At 49.5% G+C, this 18193-nt stretch carries 10 protein-coding genes; 1 reads left to right on the top strand and 9 read right to left on the bottom strand.

Annotated elements, in window-relative coordinates; all coding sequences use genetic code 11:
- Window positions 1–110 precede the first annotated feature (110 nt).
- The 7 genes from M3630_RS09845 to M3630_RS09815 all read right to left on the bottom strand — a co-directional run bounded on the left by M3630_RS09845 (window position 111) and on the right by M3630_RS09815 (window position 12979).
- Window positions 111–6665, bottom strand: coding sequence for a carboxypeptidase regulatory-like domain-containing protein (locus M3630_RS09845; RefSeq protein WP_251251969.1), 6555 nt, complete (start codon window positions 6663–6665; stop codon window positions 111–113).
- A 162-nt stretch (window positions 6666–6827) separates the two neighbouring features.
- Window positions 6828–7193 carry a YisL family protein gene (locus M3630_RS09840; protein ID WP_007715853.1) on the bottom strand — a complete coding sequence of 122 codons (366 nt, stop codon included), beginning with the start codon at window positions 7191–7193 and terminating at the stop codon, window positions 6828–6830.
- 153 nt (window positions 7194–7346) lie between these two features.
- Window positions 7347–8351 (bottom strand): proline racemase family protein, encoded by a 1005-nt coding sequence (locus M3630_RS09835; RefSeq protein ID WP_173612047.1) that lies wholly within the window; start codon window positions 8349–8351, stop codon window positions 7347–7349.
- A gap of 42 nt (window positions 8352–8393) precedes the next feature.
- Window positions 8394–9833 (bottom strand): aldehyde dehydrogenase family protein, encoded by a 1440-nt coding sequence (locus tag M3630_RS09830; protein WP_251251968.1) that lies wholly within the window; start codon window positions 9831–9833, stop codon window positions 8394–8396.
- Window positions 9834–9847: 14 nt separating this feature from the next.
- Window positions 9848–10732 (bottom strand): dihydrodipicolinate synthase family protein, encoded by an 885-nt coding sequence (locus M3630_RS09825; RefSeq protein ID WP_173612049.1) that lies wholly within the window; start codon window positions 10730–10732, stop codon window positions 9848–9850.
- A gap of 31 nt (window positions 10733–10763) precedes the next feature.
- Window positions 10764–11789, bottom strand: a complete 1026-nt coding sequence (locus tag M3630_RS09820; RefSeq protein ID WP_251251967.1) for a 4-hydroxyproline epimerase — start codon at window positions 11787–11789, stop codon at window positions 10764–10766.
- The gene (locus tag M3630_RS09815; RefSeq protein WP_251251966.1) at window positions 11786–12979 is read right to left on the bottom strand and encodes an NAD(P)/FAD-dependent oxidoreductase; all 1194 of its coding nucleotides are present in this window, start codon (window positions 12977–12979) and stop codon (window positions 11786–11788) included. The genes M3630_RS09820 and M3630_RS09815 overlap by 4 nt, the downstream gene beginning before the upstream one ends.
- 141 nt (window positions 12980–13120) lie before the next feature.
- Here M3630_RS09815 and M3630_RS09810 point away from each other — a divergent pair, with 141 nt between their 5' ends.
- Entirely contained in the window at window positions 13121–14881 is a 1761-nt protein-coding gene (locus M3630_RS09810) for a sigma-54 interaction domain-containing protein (RefSeq protein WP_251251965.1), read from the top strand.
- Window positions 14882–15807: 926 nt separating this feature from the next.
- Here the strand turns inward: M3630_RS09810 and M3630_RS09805 are convergent.
- Together M3630_RS09805 and M3630_RS09800 are read right to left on the bottom strand one after the other, a co-directional pair.
- A complete protein-coding gene (locus tag M3630_RS09805; RefSeq protein WP_251251964.1) occupies window positions 15808–16863 on the bottom strand; it encodes a DUF4179 domain-containing protein in 1056 nt (351 codons plus the stop codon).
- Entirely contained in the window at window positions 16856–17359 is a 504-nt protein-coding gene (locus tag M3630_RS09800) for an RNA polymerase sigma factor (protein WP_043072165.1), read from the bottom strand. The genes M3630_RS09805 and M3630_RS09800 overlap by 8 nt, the downstream gene beginning before the upstream one ends.
- Between the last annotated feature and the right edge of the window lie 834 nt (window positions 17360–18193).

The following is an 18193-nucleotide window of genomic DNA, read 5'->3' as shown; positions in this document are numbered from 1 at the left end:
CCTTGTTGTTTTTCCCCCAAAACAAAATAGCTGTATTTCTACAGCCATTATATCAAAAAAGGAGTTATCCGCCATATTTTTATTTTTTAGTGGAGCAATTCTCCAGAACATCAAAATGGGGTAAACAAGATGGTCGGACATGTTGCGACTCGAAAAGATCCACTCATAGCTGCTGGAACCAGAACCAGGTCGAGCGTCACGATTTCCCCTGCACCTAGCGTCGCTGTCCCTCTCGCTTCTCCACTCCCCAACGCATTAGCTACAACCAAGTAGGTGCCAGGAGCAAGACCAGTCACCTTGTACCTCCCGAAGCTGTCTGTTTGGACGACCACAGTCGTTCTGTTTGGTTGATTTACCGTTTGCACATATACGGTCGCTCCAGCAACTGGCAAGCCTGTTAAACCAGATCGAACCGTTCCTTGTATCGTACCCGTTTGAGAAAGGCGGATGATGATAAAGGTTGTTTGGTTCGGCAAAACGACTACTTCTGCCTGACCGGTACCAATGCCCGGGATGGTCCCGATAACGGTATACGTCCCCGGCGCCACATTGACAAAATGGAATGTGCCATCCGGCTCAGCCAGGATATTTTGCAGGCGAATCTGGTTTGAATGAAATAACGACAATTGAATATTGTTTCCGCTGGCTTGACTTCCGTCTGGCAAGAGGACAATCCCGGATATCGTTCCAACGAATGGCAATAGCTCGACTGTCGTTACGGTCGTCTGCCCGCCTGCGACCGTAACTGTGCTGTAATGTGTACCGAAGCCATCTGCACTTGCTATGACATTGTAAACTCCGGCCGTCAAGCCATTCACCTGGAATTGCCCGCTCTGATTTGTTACGGTGTTGGCAATAAATTGGCCATTGGCAAACAGTTGCACGTTAACAGCCGCTCCCGTGATCGGGAGTCCCGTCAACTGATTGGTCACCTGTCCCATGATGTTGCCTGGAAGAGGAGACATCGTGAGAATGACTCCGCTTATTGTCTGTCCAGTCGGCACTGTTATGCTTTGTGTTGCTGTCGCGTAGCTATCTTCACTTGCGCTAATCAAATAGGTCCCAGGCGGAAGGTTACCAACAGAGAAATTGCCCGAGTCATCCGTGATTGCACTTCCGAACAATGTTCCATGTGAATCCTTCACCTGTACCAATGCATTGGGAACAACGCCTCCGCCAGCAGCCTGTACCTGACCTGTTACAGTAGCTGGGAAGGGGGGAAGCCCCACATCAATCGTAGTCGTCTGCACGGAAAAGATCGTCGCACCAACAGGCTGGGTGGTGTAGTTTTGAGCGCTTATCGCAAGTGTATAGGTTAACGGAGCCAAGCCGTCGATTTTAAACTGGCCGAGACCGTCCGTAACGGTACGAGATAACAAATTGTTTGTACCAGGGAAAAAGATCAATACTTCCGCTCCTACCAGCGGCGTACCATCAAGTGCATCCCTGACAGTGCCCTGCAAAATACCAGGATTCGGGTCCAGTGGGATATTGACTGTAGCTGTTCCCCCGGGAGCTACATCAAAGGAGACACTCTCCCTCTGATAGCTTTCGTTCCTTGCCAAAATCGTGTAATTGCCAGCCACAAATCCATCAATGAAGTATATCCCTTGAGCGTCTGTCTGGGTAGAAAAGAGAATCGTGTTATTGTTGCCCAGCAAGCGGACAAGTGTATTCGGCAAAGGTGTACTGAGAAGGGCGTCACTAATTTCGCCTGTGACATTCGCAGGCAGATTCTGCAAAGAAAAATCAAGGCCGGTAGTCGCCCCCAATCCGACCATAGCTGTTGATGCCTCAGCAGCGAATCCCGTAGCACTTGCGATCAGTGTATAGCTCCCAGGAGACAGTCCACTCACCATATACTGACCCTGCGCATTCGTCAGGACAATAGCCAGTATCGTTCCAGACGGACTTCCTTGTCGAACCGTAATGACCGCACCGGCAATCGGCGAGGCCGAACCTTCCTCTCGCACTGTACCAGCTATCCCACCGGGCAGCTCGTTTAACGCAAAGCTTAATACAGACACCACCCCTGATTGTATCAGTGCGCCAGCTACATCGCTTGCATATCCAGTTGCATTGACATTGACGGTGTATCCTCCAGGAGCCAACCTATCAAGCGAAAAGTTACCATTTGCATCTGTCAGTACGGAGCCCACAGCGGCACGAGTACTGTCGTAGACGATAACTGTTGCGCCAATGATCGGCAAGCCCGTCTCCAGATCAGTCACAACACCGGATAAACTGCCGGGATTGGGAACTAATGCCTGCTGATAGTTGGTGGTAATGCCCCCTTGCAAAATAACCGCCTGTGAAACGGATACAAAATTCGGCGCAGAAACAGTTACATTTACGACACCCGGCGGAAGCTTTTCTGCCAAAAAATTGCCTTGATCGTCTGTCAATAATTGAGCAAGCACAACTCCTTGGCCATCTGTAATGAGTACGGTGCTTCCCGGAATCCCGAATCCCGACATCTGATTCGTCACCACACCGTAAATAGCCGCAGGCAAGTCAGGTAACGTGACGGTCGTTGAAGTTGCAGCATTGGCCGTCACGATCACGCCGATACTTCCTACGGCATAGCCAGTCGCTGACGCGATCACGGTGTAAACGCCGGGAGCGACACTCCCAATGAAAAATACACCCAATTCATTCGCGAGCAGGCTCTGTTTGACGGCTTGATTGCTATCCAACAGCTTGACGTTGATTTCGCTACCTGTAACAGGTGTCCCCAAGCTGTTTATGACGCTTCCCACGATGGACCCAGGCATTGGCAAGAGCGCCACACTAGCCCCCGTCGTTTCTCCACTGACTACATTGGCCCCTACTGATTGATCAGCATAGCTAGGCGCACTTACCGTGACGGTATAAGCACCAGGCAACAGATGTTGAATCAAATAACTGCCCGTCTGGTCGGTACTTGCTGTAGCCACTACATTTCCGTTACTTATGGAACGAATCAGTACAACGGCGCCTGCAATGAATACCGCGGGATTCGTCGCGTCCGTCACCTGTCCACTAATCCCGCCTGCATTTGCCTCAAGAGTGAAGTCTACTCCGGTCTTATTATCACCGGGTCCAAGTGTAACACCAACCGAGCCTGTAACATATTCAGGGGCGCTTGCCACCACGACAAATGATCCGGCAGGCAGGTTGCCAATTGTATAGGCCCCGTTTGAATCCGTATAACCAAAGCCTATTGTCGTCTCATTCAAATCCAGCATACGGACAACGGCATTGACAATCGGCTGCATCCCCGTGTCTTGCACAGTTCCAGATATACTGGCCGGATTCGGGGTAAGCGTAAATGAAGCGCTAACCGTCTGCCCAGGCTGTACAATCGCCCCAACAGATTGAACAGCGTAGCCTGGAGCCGTAGCTATAAGGATATAAGAGCCTGGTGCGACTCCCAAAAATGAAAATGCCCCATTCCCATCTGCGACGACAGTACCGACCAACAGGTTATTGATATCAAACAATTGAATGGTGGCTCCCGGTACGACAGGTGCTACTGTACCATTAATAAAACCGATATCCTGATTGAGCTGGAGCTGGACAGGAGTAGTGGTATTCGCGTGCACAATGGCTCCGACATGATTGGACTGAAAGCCATCCGCTGATGCACGGATAACGTATTGACCTTGAGCCAAGCCCGTAATAACAAAGCTTCCTTGACTATCGCTGTATACCGAATGCACGATGGAGCCATTGAAATCGAGTGCATTTACTTGGGCACCGGCAATCGGCTGTAACGTCCCTGAAGCGAGCACCTGCCCTTGGACCTCACCCGGACTCGCAAACAATGATAAGTTGACAGTCGTATTCGTATTCGCTAGTACAGTGGCGGAAGCACTGTTCGTTTCATAATTGGCAGCACGGGCGGTAATGGTGTAAACGCCCGGTGCAAGCCCTGTGATCTCGTAACCGCCAGAAAGATCGCTGCTGGCATGAGCGACGATTGCCCCCGCTTGGTTCAACACACTAACTACTATCGAAGCACCTGTGATCGGAAGACCCGAGGTAGCATCAAAAATAGAACCTGAAATACTTCCCGGCAAGTCTGCCAGCCGTACATTCACTGTTGTTGTCGTCAATGAAGTGACGATTGCCCCCGAGATCACTGTCGTTTGATTCGGAGCAGATACGATGACAACGTACGCCTGCGGTAGCAGATTAGGTACCACATACTGTCCGTTCCCATCAGTCAATACAGTAGCGACAACAGCACCTGCTGCCGTATTATCCCTAATAATGACAGTGGCACCCTGAATCGGCTGATTGCTGTTGTCGACCACCTGTCCTGCGATTGATCCCGGAGAAGCTTGCAGGACGAAGGCAAGGGACGATATTTCCTGAGGCTGTACAGTTGCCCCCAACACAACAGTGGAATAACCAGAAGTAGAAGCGGTTACGGTATACGTGCCTGGGGCCAAGTGTGGAAAGGAAAAGGTACCAGCGCTATCGGTAATGGTCTGCGCCACAGGAACAATTCCCTTCATAACAATGACAGTGGCATTGCCAAGCGGATTGCTCCCTGTGTCCGAGACAGTCCCATTCAGTACCCCTGCCAGTTTTTCCAATTGGAGGTCAACCGGCGTAGTAGCTCCAGCATTGATATCTATCCCAACTGTTTTGCCCGCATACCCCTCTGCAGAAGCCGTAAGGACATAGTTTTCTGGACCAAGCAAGGATAAAGTGTAGTCTCCATTCACGTCGGTTAATGTCTCTCCTACAGCAATCCCCGAGCGCGTTACCACCTTAATGCTCGCATTTGGGATTCCCTCACCCGTTTGCGCATCGGAAATGGTTCCACTTACCGTTCCAAATGAAGTCATCAAAGAAAAATTAAGAACCTTGGCATCGCCCGCTTGCAGACTGATTCCAGCTAATTGTGTGGAAAAACCCGCGGCACTGACACGGATTTGATAAATACCTCCTGCGAGCTTGGTCAGCAGATACGTGCCAGCTCCATCTGTAGTCGTTTCCGTCAGCGTAATACCTGTCTGGTTCAGCACTTCCACCAATGCCCCGGCAATCGGTATACCGCCAGGACCTGTTACCAGTCCGGAGAGCTGGGCAACGGATGTTTGGAGCGCTACATTTTGTGTAGTCGTCTGAGCTCGAATAACATTGATTGCAACGGTTGCTGGTTGGAATGTATCTGCACTGACTGCCAGGGTGTAGGCACCCGGCACGACATTGGTAAACAGATAGGTCCCCCCGCCGCCAGTCACTGCCTGGTTTACGGTCACGCCTGTCGTATTAATGAGCTTGATCACTGCCCCTGAGATGGGGGCCAATCCGGTATCTGTTACCGTCCCGTTCACCTGCCCTGGACTCGGAGGAAGCAAAATGTCCGCTCTTGTGGTCTGCCCTGCCAAAACGCTCACGAACTGGATTTTGGGGTCATAAGTCGGCGCGGTCACCGACACAGAATACAGACCAGGAGCCAATCCGGTAAACGAATAGGCACCATCTGTGTCTGTTGTCGTCGTTCCGATTAGGACAGGAATCGAATCATACAGCGCGACCTGCGCACCTGCAACAGGCAAGTTCGTGGATTGGTCAAGCACCACCCCAGCAACACTACCAGCCAAGTTAACCGTGATGACGATATTATCCTGGACAGGGGAAAGCGTCCCGCCAGAAAAGCTGTCTACACCCGTGACTGTCGCTGTGTTTAATCGCCGTGTTCCGCCGGGAGAGACCGCGAAAACTCCACTAACCGTAAATGACAAGCTGGCAGTAGAACCAGCAGCCAAATTGCCGATCGTCCAGCTGAGCACCTTCGTGAGGGAATTGTAGATCACAGAGCCGATACTTGTTGCGTTTACCGTAAAAGCCGTTACCTGATCCAGCTCGATCAAATCGTTGACAACAACTGTCGTTGCCTGACTCTTCCCGGTATTGGTGACAGTGATCGATCCTGTCCATTGTGATAGTTGTCCTGTGGTAACGACGGCTGGTCCTGCTGTTACTTGCTTGTCGATGGCAAGGCTGGCCCGTACGTCTCCTGTTGCTACCGTAGTCGTATTGCTCAAGGAATTTTCAAAGCTAAAGCCTTCACTGATTCGCAGAGAATCTTTGTTGTAATTGTTGTCATTTGCAGAAGTAAAGGGGAGGAAGCGAACGGAAGTAAGGGAGGTAACACCGATCGTTGAAAAAAAAGTAGCTGCCGGCATGACGAGATCGATGAAGTAATCGGGATTGCCGCTAAAATTTGAGCCATCATTCGTTAAGCGCACACGAGCCGTGTCAAAATTGATAATCGGCGCTTGCCAGTTGGGTGCTCCACTGCCGTTTGTGCCCTCTGCCGGATCATTCCATGAGTTGACTTCTATAACCGTGTTTTGAATCAGGGCTATGCGATTGCGCAAGCCTTGCACGCCCAGCATCCACTGATATGTGCCTGTCACTCCGTTTGTATTGATCAGATAACCCCAAGCAAAGTTTTGAAAGCCTGTTTTTTGCGAATTTCTTGGATCTTCATTGACTCGCATCCGAAAGTAGAGATTCGTTCCATCGTACGCCAAAAAGGCAACGGGAAACGTAGCGTTTCCTACCATGTCAGTTGAGCCGGGACTTTCATCGTTTGGGACGTCTGCGAATGGACTTCCCCCGAGCATAAACGGGATGAATTGACTGTCAGAAGGATAGGCCATTTTTCTTCCTCACCTCTCCCCTCTAACATATGAACATAGAGTAATATGGCCCCATCCCTCCCTTTGCTAATTGACTTGTCCATACCCGTACAAACAAAAAAAGGGCTTTCGCCCGCAAATATTTCTTGCGAGGAAACCCTCTTCCTTCCCGTATTGCCTATCTTACATAAATACGCGATAGCCAAGCAGAATAACCAGCACCAAAACGACAATACAGCCGATAAAGAAGCCAATGCTGCCTTCTTGTCTCTTTGCTTTGCCCAGGGACATTTCCATCAAACCAAAGGCGATAACCGCGATGATGCCCTTCACGTAGTAATAGAAATCTGTTGCGTGACCCACGAAAAGCATCCAAGCTCCGGATACAAGAATGATGACCATCATGAGTCTGAGCAGCATATGTACGATCTTGCCTGCTTTTGCTTTGCCCACGCGATACAGGATGTAGGCAACGATCAAGAGCACGAATGCGACTTCCCAGCTACCCACATGCGCTTCAATTAACGCTTTGTACGGCAAAAAATTCAACCCCTTTACTCCTAAATTCAATCTTGTCCATTATACCAGAAGAAGGGAAAAAATGCTGATGTCCCAATGCGTGGCAGTATTGTGACCAGGCTTTTTGAGGGATGAAAAAGAGGCTGCCCGTGATCGGCAACCTCCTTTTTCTCGCAAACGATCCTATCGCAGTAAAAATCCGTCTTTCAGTGGGTCGGTAGGGTCAACGACAAATTGATGCAGACCTGTGATAAACGCCTTTCCTTCTATGCTCGGGATGACAGCCGGATAACTCCCCACCTGCGTGGTTGCTACCACCTTGCCGATAAACTGGCTTCCGACAATTCCTTCATGGACAAACGATTCTCCAAGAGCCAGCTTGCCTCGTGCATGCAAGGTGGCTACGCGAGCCGCAGTACCTGTACCGCATGGGGAGCGATCGATCTGCTTGTCGGCGAAAATCGTCACGTTGCGCAGGTCTGATCCTTCCACTCTCGGCTTATCCGAGATAATCACCCCGTAAATTCCTTTGAGCTCAGGCTCCAACGGATGAACGACCTCCATTTTCGCCTCGATTTGTTCCTTGATTCGTCTGCCCCACTCTTGCAGCTCGGCCAGTTGTTCAATATCCACCTGAACCCCGAGATCATCCGCTTGTACTACTGCATAGAATGCTCCGCCAAAAGAAATGTCCACAGAAAAAGTACGTCCTCCCCACTCAATGGAAACGTCCTGTGCCAAAACAAAGGAGGGGACATTTTCAAACGAGACGGAATGAACCAGCGATTCTTTCACAGTGGCGTGTGCAATGATTCTTCCTGCCGGACTGTCAATCACAATACGCTCTGTTGAATCTTTTCGCCGAAGTATTCCAGTCTCAATGGCTGCTGTCACTACCGCAATGATTCCATGCCCGCACATTGTACTGTAGCCCTCGTTATGCATGAACAGCACTCCAAATGCCGCATCCGGGCTGACGGGCTCTGTCATGACACACCCGTACATACCATGATGCCCGCGCGGTTCATACATGAGTACCCGCCGGATATGATCCAGCTCCTCCCGAAAGTATCGTCGCTTCTCCAGAATCGTCTTGCCCGCGAGCGGTGGGATGCCGCCTGTTATGATGCGCAGCGGCTCCCCTCCGGTATGGGCCTCGATCGTCGTAAACAACTGATTGATGTGCATGACATCCTCACCTTTTTATGCAATTGGCAATTATTTGATGGATCACCACGCGTATTTGATCGCGCATGTTTTCGTCGTACTGTAGAAATCAAGCGCCGCCTGACCCTGCTCCCGTGTATGTGAGCTGGACAGCTTCATGCCGCCAAATGGAGCCTGGTATTCTACACCTGCCGTCTCCTGATTGACCCGAACCATCCCCGCCTGCGCCACATCCAAGAAGCGGTGGGCACTCGCCAAATCTCGGGTGAACAGCGAAGCGCTCAGTCCGTACACGGACTGGTTGCACAACTGCACTGCCTCGTCAAAACCGTCTGCTGTCAAAAGCACAGCCAATGGTCCGAACACTTCCTCCTGAACGAGGCGATGATCGGCAGCGACACCCTCGACAATTTGGGGACGGATGTAATAGCCTTGCTCCTCTTTTGCATATGAGGGGCTTTGGGCAATGACTGACGCTTCCTCATTCGCCAAGGCGATGTATTGCCCAACCGTCTCAAACTGTGCAGCCGAGGCAACAGGACCCAAATACGCTTCCAGATCACTGGCATCTCCTACCCGGCATGTCTCCATAGCTGATTTCAATCGCTCGACCAGTGGCTGATAGATCGCCTTCTCTACAATGATCCTGCTGGTTGCCGTACATTTTTGACCAGCCGATCGAAACGCGCCACTGAGCAAAATCGGAACAGTTTTATCCAGATCAGCATCAGCCAAAACGACTGCCGCATTTTTTCCGCCCATTTCGGTTTGATATTTCATATTGCGACCCGCGCATGCGATAGCAATCTGTCTGCCTGTTTCCGATGAGCCAGTAAAGCTGACTGCATCGACTTCGGCTTCATTCGTGAATGTATTTCCGATCTCTCGCCCCTTGCCAATCACCAGATTCAGCACACCCGCAGGCAGCTTCGTTTCCGCAAATATTTCAGCCAGTCGTGTCGCCGTAAGCGAGCCATTTTCCGCTGGCTTCCAGATGACTGTGTTCCCGCAAATGAGTGCAGGGGCGATTTTCCAGATGGGGATCGCAACAGGAAAATTCCATGGTGTGATGACCGCCACGACTCCGAGCGGGACACGACGGCTGTATTGCAGAACATTCGTATCTGAAGAAGGAATCAGGTTGCCGTTGGAACGCATCCCCTCTCCAGCATAATAGCGCAACAGACTGACCCCGCGCGCCACTTCTCCGCGCATCTCGCCAAGCTGCTTGCCCATTTCCCGGCTTGCCAGCTGTGCCAAGCTATCTGCATTTGCTTCTAATGTGGCAGCCATTTGAAAAAGGATTTCGCCACGAGCCGCCCCCGTTTGTTTTGCCCAACCGATCTGTGCCGCACGAGCTGCCTGTTCAGCCGCAAAAACATGTGACCGATCAGACAGATGCAGAACGCCGACTTCTTCTGTGATACGCGACGGGTTTTTGACCGTTAGTTCCTTCCCTGACGGCGTCATCCATTCGCCGCCAATCCAGTTTTTGCTGTGCATCCTGCCCGCCTCCCTTATCGTCCACTTGCAGCGCCGACTGCGTAGTCAAACGCCTTTTTAATGCCTGCATAATATTCTTCAGACAGCGGCAGACGTGGCGGACGAGTCGGTCCCACCGGGAAATTCGCCAGCTCCATCATGTATTTGATCGACTGCACCAATTGTGGACTCGCATCATAGTGGAACAGCGGCAACAAACGACGATAAAGCGCTTGTGCTTCGCCGAGCTTGCCTGCCCGTGCAAGACGGAACAGCTCCACACCTTCTTTCGGCAGCGCATTCGGCACACCCGAAATCCAACCTGTCGCCCCAATCAAGCCGCCCTCCATGACGAGATCATCTACACCGACCATAACTTCCAGATCCGTCTGGGCGAGAATATCCTGCATGCGGCGCACGTCGCCGGAGAATTCTTTCACAGCGACGATATTTTCGAACTTCGCCAGTCTTCCCAAAATGTCCGGTGTCAGGTCGATTTTGTAGTCGTGAGGATTGTTATAGGCAATAATCGGCAGCCCGACAGTGTTCAGTGCCTCGTAGTGAGCAAACACTTCATTTTCCAATGGCTTGTAGTTAATCGGAGGCAAGGCCATCACGCCTGCTGCTCCCGCATCCTTGGAGAATTGCACCCATTCCACTGCTTGGCGGGTAGACGGTGCAGCAGAGCCTACGACTACCGGAACTCTACCTTTTGCGGCAGCGATCACGGTATGAATGACTTTTGCCCGCTCCTCTCCTGTCATTGTCGCGTATTCCCCCAGCGAACCCGACGGAACCAGTCCGTCTACTCCCTCCTGAATCAACCAGTCACACAATTCCGCCAAACGTTTGTAATCCACCTCATAATCGTTTGTAAACGGCGTGACAATCGCCACGTACACTCCTTCAAATCTTGCCATTTTCATTCTCCTCTCCCATTTGGGTTTTGTTTTAATGATCAGTGGCGGCTGGGATGAGCAAAAAACCATTCGCCAGCTCGTCTTCCGGATTATAAAAAATCGTATGCTTGCCCATCAGCCAGGCCGAGCCTGCAATTCGGGTGATGACAGCAGGTAGCCCCCCTTCCTCCGTCACCTGTAGCACTCTTCCTGTAAACAGAGAACCGACGATGCTCTCATGCACAAACGGTTCGTCTATCCCGATCTCCCCTTTGGCAAACAAAGTCGCCAGCTTGGCGGAAGTGCCTGTTCCACATGGCGATCGGTCTATTCCGCCCGGCGGTACGACGACGGTATTTTTCACATCCGCTCCCGGATTGTCTGGAGCCGTATAGAACTCCACATGGGTCAGTCCGCGAATAAACGGCTTCGCTGGATGAACGATCTCCATCGCCTGATTAATCGCTTTTCGAATCGTAACGGCCGTATCGACAATGGCGGATGCATGGGCTGGCGTCAGTTCGAGATGGAGCTTGCGTGCATCTGTGATGGCATAAAAGTTTCCACCGTACGCAATATCGCAGGTCACCGCTCCAATCCCTTCTACTTCAACAGTCACATCTTTTTGATAGAGGAAGGCTGGAATGTTCACAAACGATACTTCCTTGGCTTTCCCTCCCTCTACCTGTATATCTACCTCGACCAATCCTGCTGGGGTATCGAGCGTTAGCCTTGTCACCGGCTCCGTCACGGGGATCATGCCTGTCTCTACCAGAGCGGTACATAGACCGATCGTATCGTGGCCACACATCGGCAAGTATCCGCCTGTCTCGATATAGATCACTCCTACATCCGCATCTGGATGGCATGGATCAACGATCAAGGCCCCGGACATCACATCATGCCCGCGCGGCTCATACATCAAAAACGTGCGAATCCAGTCGTACTCGTCCTTCATCTGGAGCATTTTTTCTCCCATCGTGGTTCCGGTAAGCTTTGGCAGACCACTGATTACCGTGCGGGTAGGGTTTCCCCCAGTATGTGTGTCAATGGTGGTAAACACCCTCGTTGCTTTCATGGATGCAACACTCCTTTTTTCGTAAACCGGTCCAAGCGCAGCGGCTCTGTCGGAATGATGGTGTCTGTCTGATCGATCAGCATCTCGGACACCAGCTTGCCTGTGACGGCAGCCAGACTGATTCCATCTCCTTCATGACCAGCCGCGATAAAGTAACCGGGTACTTCCTCTACGCGAGAAATAATTGGCAAGTGATCCTCTGTCCACGGGCGCAAACCGCAATAGGTGCGGATGATGGCGAAGTCTGCGATCTTCGGGTAAAAGCGCAGTGCTCTTCTCGCCATGCATCTGATTACATTCAGATCAATCCGCGTGTCGAAGCCTGCAAACTGACGACTGGAGCCAATCAAGAAGTTCTGGCTTTCTGTCGGTTCAAAAACGAGCGCGACTCCGTACTTCTCTGTCTCCTCGTCTACTTGTCGCACGCCGCCAAACTTCGAGATGAGATAGCCGAACTCCATCACCTTTCGTACGCCGACAGGCATCTGTCTCGAGGCGACGATCAAATGCCCTTTGCGCGGAACAATCGGAATGTCCACCCCGACCATTTGGCCAATGACTGGCGCCCACACCCCCGCTGCGTTGACGACCTGCTTGGCTGTCATGCTGCCTGTACCAAGCCCGATGTGAAACGTTCCCGTCGCCTGATCACGTCTGAGCGACTTAACCTCTGTACGCCGCATAATCCTCGCTCCATGCTTTTTCGCTCCTTCAAACAGGGCAAAGGTCAGCATGTACGGATTGACGGTGGAATCGGTGGCGCACTCCAAGCCTCCCAGCAAGTCGTCGGCAAAGTAAGGCGACTCCTGCCGAATATCCGCCCTATCCAGCATCCGAAACGGCAATCCTGCTTCTTTTTGCCGTCGCACCCATTCTTGGGCGGCTTCCATCTCAGCCTCTGATTCGCAGACGAGAATGCTCCCCGGTGCCCGATATTCAAACGTATGGCCCAGCTCCCGGCTTAACTGATCAACGAGCATCTGGCTTTTCAGGGACATCTGACTGTCAAAGCCGGGGTCCTTGTCGATCGCCAAAATATTCCCGTCACAGCGCGAGGACGTCCCCGATGCCAGCTCGCCTTTTTCCAGGACAACGACATCCAATCCAGCCTTCGCAGCGTAATACGCAATCGCCGCGCCGATGATGCCACCGCCGATTACCGCAATCTGCGCATGGGTTTGTACTGTCATGCTGATTCTCCTCAAATGCGTATTCTGCTACTCTCTTACTTCTTTTTTGTTTTTGCAAAAGCCATGCCAATCGTTCCAAGCAAGATTCTCAAAACATTTCGTCTAAATTCTTTGACAACAAAAAGAGCGAATGTATAATAAATGAGAAAATGTTCAAAATTTTATACACTTGAACGACCTCTTTTAAAAGGGATGATCACGTTGAATCACAAACTTCCTTCCTTAACCGAGTTGATACAGACAAACATGCGGATTTTCAACGATCAAGAGCTTCTCCCTCCTCAGCTGGACGAAACCATTCCTGTATTTGCCCAGCGTCAAACCAACTGGTATGTCGCCGATTCCTCTCATTTCACCGCCCATTTGACGATCGATTTCACACAAGCCCCTTGGGAACCAGCTGCTGTGACGATACTGGATTCAACATTAGCCGATGCCATCCGTCTGTTAGCTACTCACAACTATCTCCTGATCGAAAAACAGCCTGGAGTCCCTGTCGGCTACCTTCATCGAGGTTCAGTCATACAAGCCATTTTTTCCTCGTACGAGATCTTGGAAGCGTATTTCGAGACGATGATTAAGACCATGGATGCCTCCATATCCGTCATCGATGAAAAAGCGCGTGTGATGGTTTGGACAGAAGGCGCTGAACGAATCTTTTCCTTGAAAGCAAAAGAAACGATTGGTCGCCCGATCACCGAATTTTTCCCGCTCGAAATGCTCGAAACACTCAAATCTCTACAAAGCGGACAGTCTCTCTACCGTCATCAGCATCAGCCACGTGAGGATCTCGTCGTGCTCATCAATACCAACCCGATCTATTTGCATGACAAAATCATCGGTGCTGTTGCGGCGGAAACGGATATCACGAGCCAAGTCCGACTGAACCAGGAGCTGTTGAATGCCAATAAAAAAGTGAATCACTTGCAACAAGAAATGGCAAAGCTCAGTCCGACGCCCGATCCATTTGCACAGATCAAGGGAACGAGCCTCCCTATTCGCCATATCAAGTCCATGATCCAAAAGCTCAGTGCAACACAAGCAACCGTCCTGATCACAGGGGAAAGCGGCGTCGGCAAGGAGCTTTTCGCCAAAGCCGTGCATGATGTACGGGAAGGCTCCAATGCGCCCTTTATCGCCATCAACTGCGGCGCAATTTCGCCTACTTTGTTTGAAAGCGAGCTGTTCGGATACGAGAAAGGTGCCTTTTCTGGTGCGGATCAAAAAGGAAAAAAAGGAATGATTGAGCTGGCACGTGGAGGAACGCTGTTTCTCGACGAGGTAGGAGAAATGCCGCTCGATATGCAAGTGAAGCTGCTTCGCGTGCTTCAAGAGAAAAAGTATTATTCGGTCGGAGGGACCAAGCAGATTGAGGCGGATTTCCGCGTGGTTGCCGCCACGAATAAAAATTTGGAGGAGGTAGTGAAGGAAGGGAAGTTTCGCCAAGACCTATTCTATCGACTCAATGTCGTGACGCTAAAAATTCCTCCGCTTCGAGAACGCATTGAAGATACGATTGAACTCGCCCACTTTTTTCTCTATGAATTCTCGTTACGTTATAACCGTCCTATCCATGCCATCTCGCAAAATGTGATGCAAAACTTGCTTCAATACGACTGGCCAGGCAACATTCGCGAGCTGCGAAATGCCATCGAACGATTGGTAGTATTTGCGACAGACGGCATTATCAAAGAAGAAGATTTGCCGTATTCCTTGCAATCTCAGACGAAACAGGTACCGATTGAGCTCCCGCCTGATCTCTTTTCCTTGCAAGAGGAAATCGAGGCACACGAGCGCCGTGTCATATTGCGCGCCATCGAGCTGGAAAACGGCAACAAGCAAGCCGCCGCGAAAAGACTCGGCATATCGCGGGCCACTCTGTATAACAAATTGGGGAAGTAAAAAACGTTGTTCTTCAATGGTTGTGCATGGGGAAGCCCTGCCACATGTTTTCCAGTCGCCTGTATCCTCTCTACGTTCGGGCGGTCTCCTTCCAAACATGTGACAGGGCTTTCGAGCTGTTAATGTTCATCGAGCTTTTTAAATCGTTTTTGGGTTGATCAAGGTAGATTTCTTGTACTAGCTGATCATCTTGAGTGATCGAATTACGATCATGAAGCATTTGTAGTTCATTTTGAAGACTCCATGATCCTGAGTTGCCCCTCGATCTTTATGTGGATTGTCAACTGTATAATTTGGATTTCATCCATAAAAAATAAGCTTGTAATAAACACCCAATATTGTTTGTAATTTATAATTGGCGCACAGTACTATCTGCTACGTGTCAGTTGGGTATGCTACTAACTCTTGGTTGCGACAATTGGCGAGCACAAGAAGTGTTGCTTTAAAGAAGTTCGGCTTCGATAACTTTCTAAAAAAACCTACCCCGCTTGCTTAGTCTCTCGGGGATTTGGGTTTATCGCCGCTGCAGCTCGTTTATAATATCCCTCATATGCCGTCCCAACTTCTCGCTAATAACCGTCCTTGTTTGTTGGTGGTCAATTTCAATCTTTTCTTCAATAGCAGCCAGATCATCCGTCAATCGGACGTGTATCACCTTGCGGCCGAGGTATACAACCGTCGGATCGGGTCTAGCTGCAGAAGTTTATCCGCATCAGCGGTTCGCGGGCGCAGCGGGAACGGATCGACGAAGGGGCCCGGGCGATCGTCGAGGAAGTGCGGCTGGGGAACGGGGGGTAGAGCGATTGGGGCGGCTATTTTTACTCGGTCAGTAGTTCATAGGGCCCAGCGTCAAATAGCCCCCAGCGCGCATAGCCAAGCTAGGTACGCATGAGAGCATTTGACACTTACTTTAGTGTAATGGAGATTCAGTCTTTAATCGGAAATTCTTTATCAAAAAATACGACAGATGCGATTTCCTTATCATTGATAAGATTTTGAAAAGATTTGGTCGTGATCATTTGGCCAGTCATTAAATCCATTCTAGTTGATCCGGTAAAAAAGTTTGTCGTTTCTGAGGTACCGTCTTTATAGTTTATCGTGATTGGGAAATGATCCAAATGGGGACCTCTACCATCTTCTTGCCTCAAGCCGAGAGTGAAATTGTAGATTTCTTTCAAGTAATTGCTGTCAATCTTTAAAGTTATTGAAATGGGCGAAATCGAGATCGTTTTGAAAACGGCCTTATACCCATACAGGGTGATGTCTTGATCAATCTGATAAAGACGAGAAGTATCCTTGAAATCCAGCTTAAGCGCTGTTCCCCAAGAACCCGGTATAACTGTTTCAAAAATTTTCGTAAGCGGATTGACTGCTTGTAAATTTTCGACTGAGAAATCAAAGGTTTTGCCTTTGCCTGTTATGGAATTGTCGGTCCCGATACTCATAACCAAGCTAATTTTATTGTCATTAGGATTGCCATCGTCTAGCACTTGGAACTCGTAACTACGCTGGAATTTATCACGTCCCGCCCCATCATAGGTAAGATCGGGAAACTCAAAACGGTATCCTTCCGCATTTAACACCGTGCCTTTCGGAGCAGTAAAGTCCATTAGGATATAGGTCGTATTACTGTCGCCGATCGCTTGCTTAATGGTAAGCGTTCCATTTTCGTTTTCCACTTGCTTGTTAATTACATAAGCGCCATTTGACAAATAATGTGCCTGCTCCTGATTTACCGGCTTCAAAAATTTCAAAAATGCTTCATCCAATCCCATATATGCCGCTGCCAAAGCAGTTGAGGTTAAACAGCCAATCAGTATGGCACACAGAATCGCAGGTCTCCAACGTTTCACGGGAGCAAGCTCTCTCCGTCTTTTATTTTCATTCTGGCTCTGTACTAAAATGTTCTGTAACATTTTTTCTTTTTGCTCCGTGTTTGGCGTAATTGCTTCAAATAGCCGATTAATATGCTTGTCACTCAAGATAATTCCCTCCCAGGTCAAGTTTAAGGAGTTTTCGGCCTCTGGATAGCTGCGTTTGGATCGTGCTTTCCTTGTGTCCTAACATCTCTGATATTTCTCTTACCGAGTACCCCTCGAAATAGTAAAGATATAACACGGTTTTGTATTTTTCGGGAAGTGAAAGCAATCTTGCAAGCACCTTCCCTGATGATTCATAACCGTTCCAAGAAGGAACTTCCGGCAAAGTGTCTAAAGCCACACGGCGGGTTTTCCACCAACTTTTTAAAATGTCCTTGCAGTGATTTCGGGTAGTTACCGTCAACCACGCCTTTTCATGCTCATAATCATTAAAAACCATTTGAGATTGGATGAGTTTTATAAATACAGATTGAACAGCGTCTTCTGCATCAACAGGGTTTTTCAAATAGATATAGCACAACCTATACACTAGATCTGCATGCCGTTGATAGAGTTCAGCCAATTCTTTATCCGTACGCGCTAAAGAATTGCTTTCCATGTTTTCGCCTCCTACATACAACACGATCGGTAATTCGAAAATATCCCATTTCCGGTTAAATTTTTTCAACAGTAAATACAGAGCGCCGCGTACCCAATTACTAGGGAACGCGGCGTTTGGTTTTGTTCGCCTTTGCTTTTATTTCGGATCGCTAGGCTCTAGCAGCTCCCGCAAGATGCGGTACGCTTGGTGCTGCTTTTGTTCGTTATGTTCAAAAGGAGCAGGATGCTTTCCCATACCCACGTTTTCCCTTGCAAGAATGCTCCTTTTCGTCACCAAATAGCCACGCAACGCTATCCCTCGGTTTTCTATAAATTGTTTGGAGACATACGCCTAAAAATGCATAAAAAAATCTAACGATTCTGGTGGTAGACTACATTCACTACAAAGTTACACATTTAAGTTTTTTTAATTGTATTTATTTATAAGGATTTTTTTCTTGATTATACATTGGAATCACGTGTAATCATAAGTGATACTATGACCAAAAAAACACCACCATCAGATTACACAGATGATAGTGGAAAATCTACTTATTTATCAAGACATTTCCTCCCTTTTCTTTATTTCTTATCTTTGTCATTATAACTTCCTTCTTGGATCGACTTGCAATCATGTTTTACAAAAGCCGCGTAGGAAGAAGCGGATTTCCAGTCCAAGCGCCTCTGGAGCCCGCCCCAGCATAGGAATGAATGGCGGGGAATTTCAGCTTCACTGATATGAACGAGGACTGTCAATAGCATGACGGCCCCGTTTTTTCTTTTTTCTTGTTGCTTTATATGGAGAGGCGGGCGTGGTAGACTGCTCTGTTGCGGTCAGCGTAAAGAAACCCAC

Source organism: Brevibacillus sp. MER 51 (genome assembly GCF_023714195.1).
GTDB lineage: Bacteria > Bacillota > Bacilli > Brevibacillales > Brevibacillaceae > Brevibacillus.
This window is presented reverse-complemented; position numbering and strand designations above follow the sequence as displayed.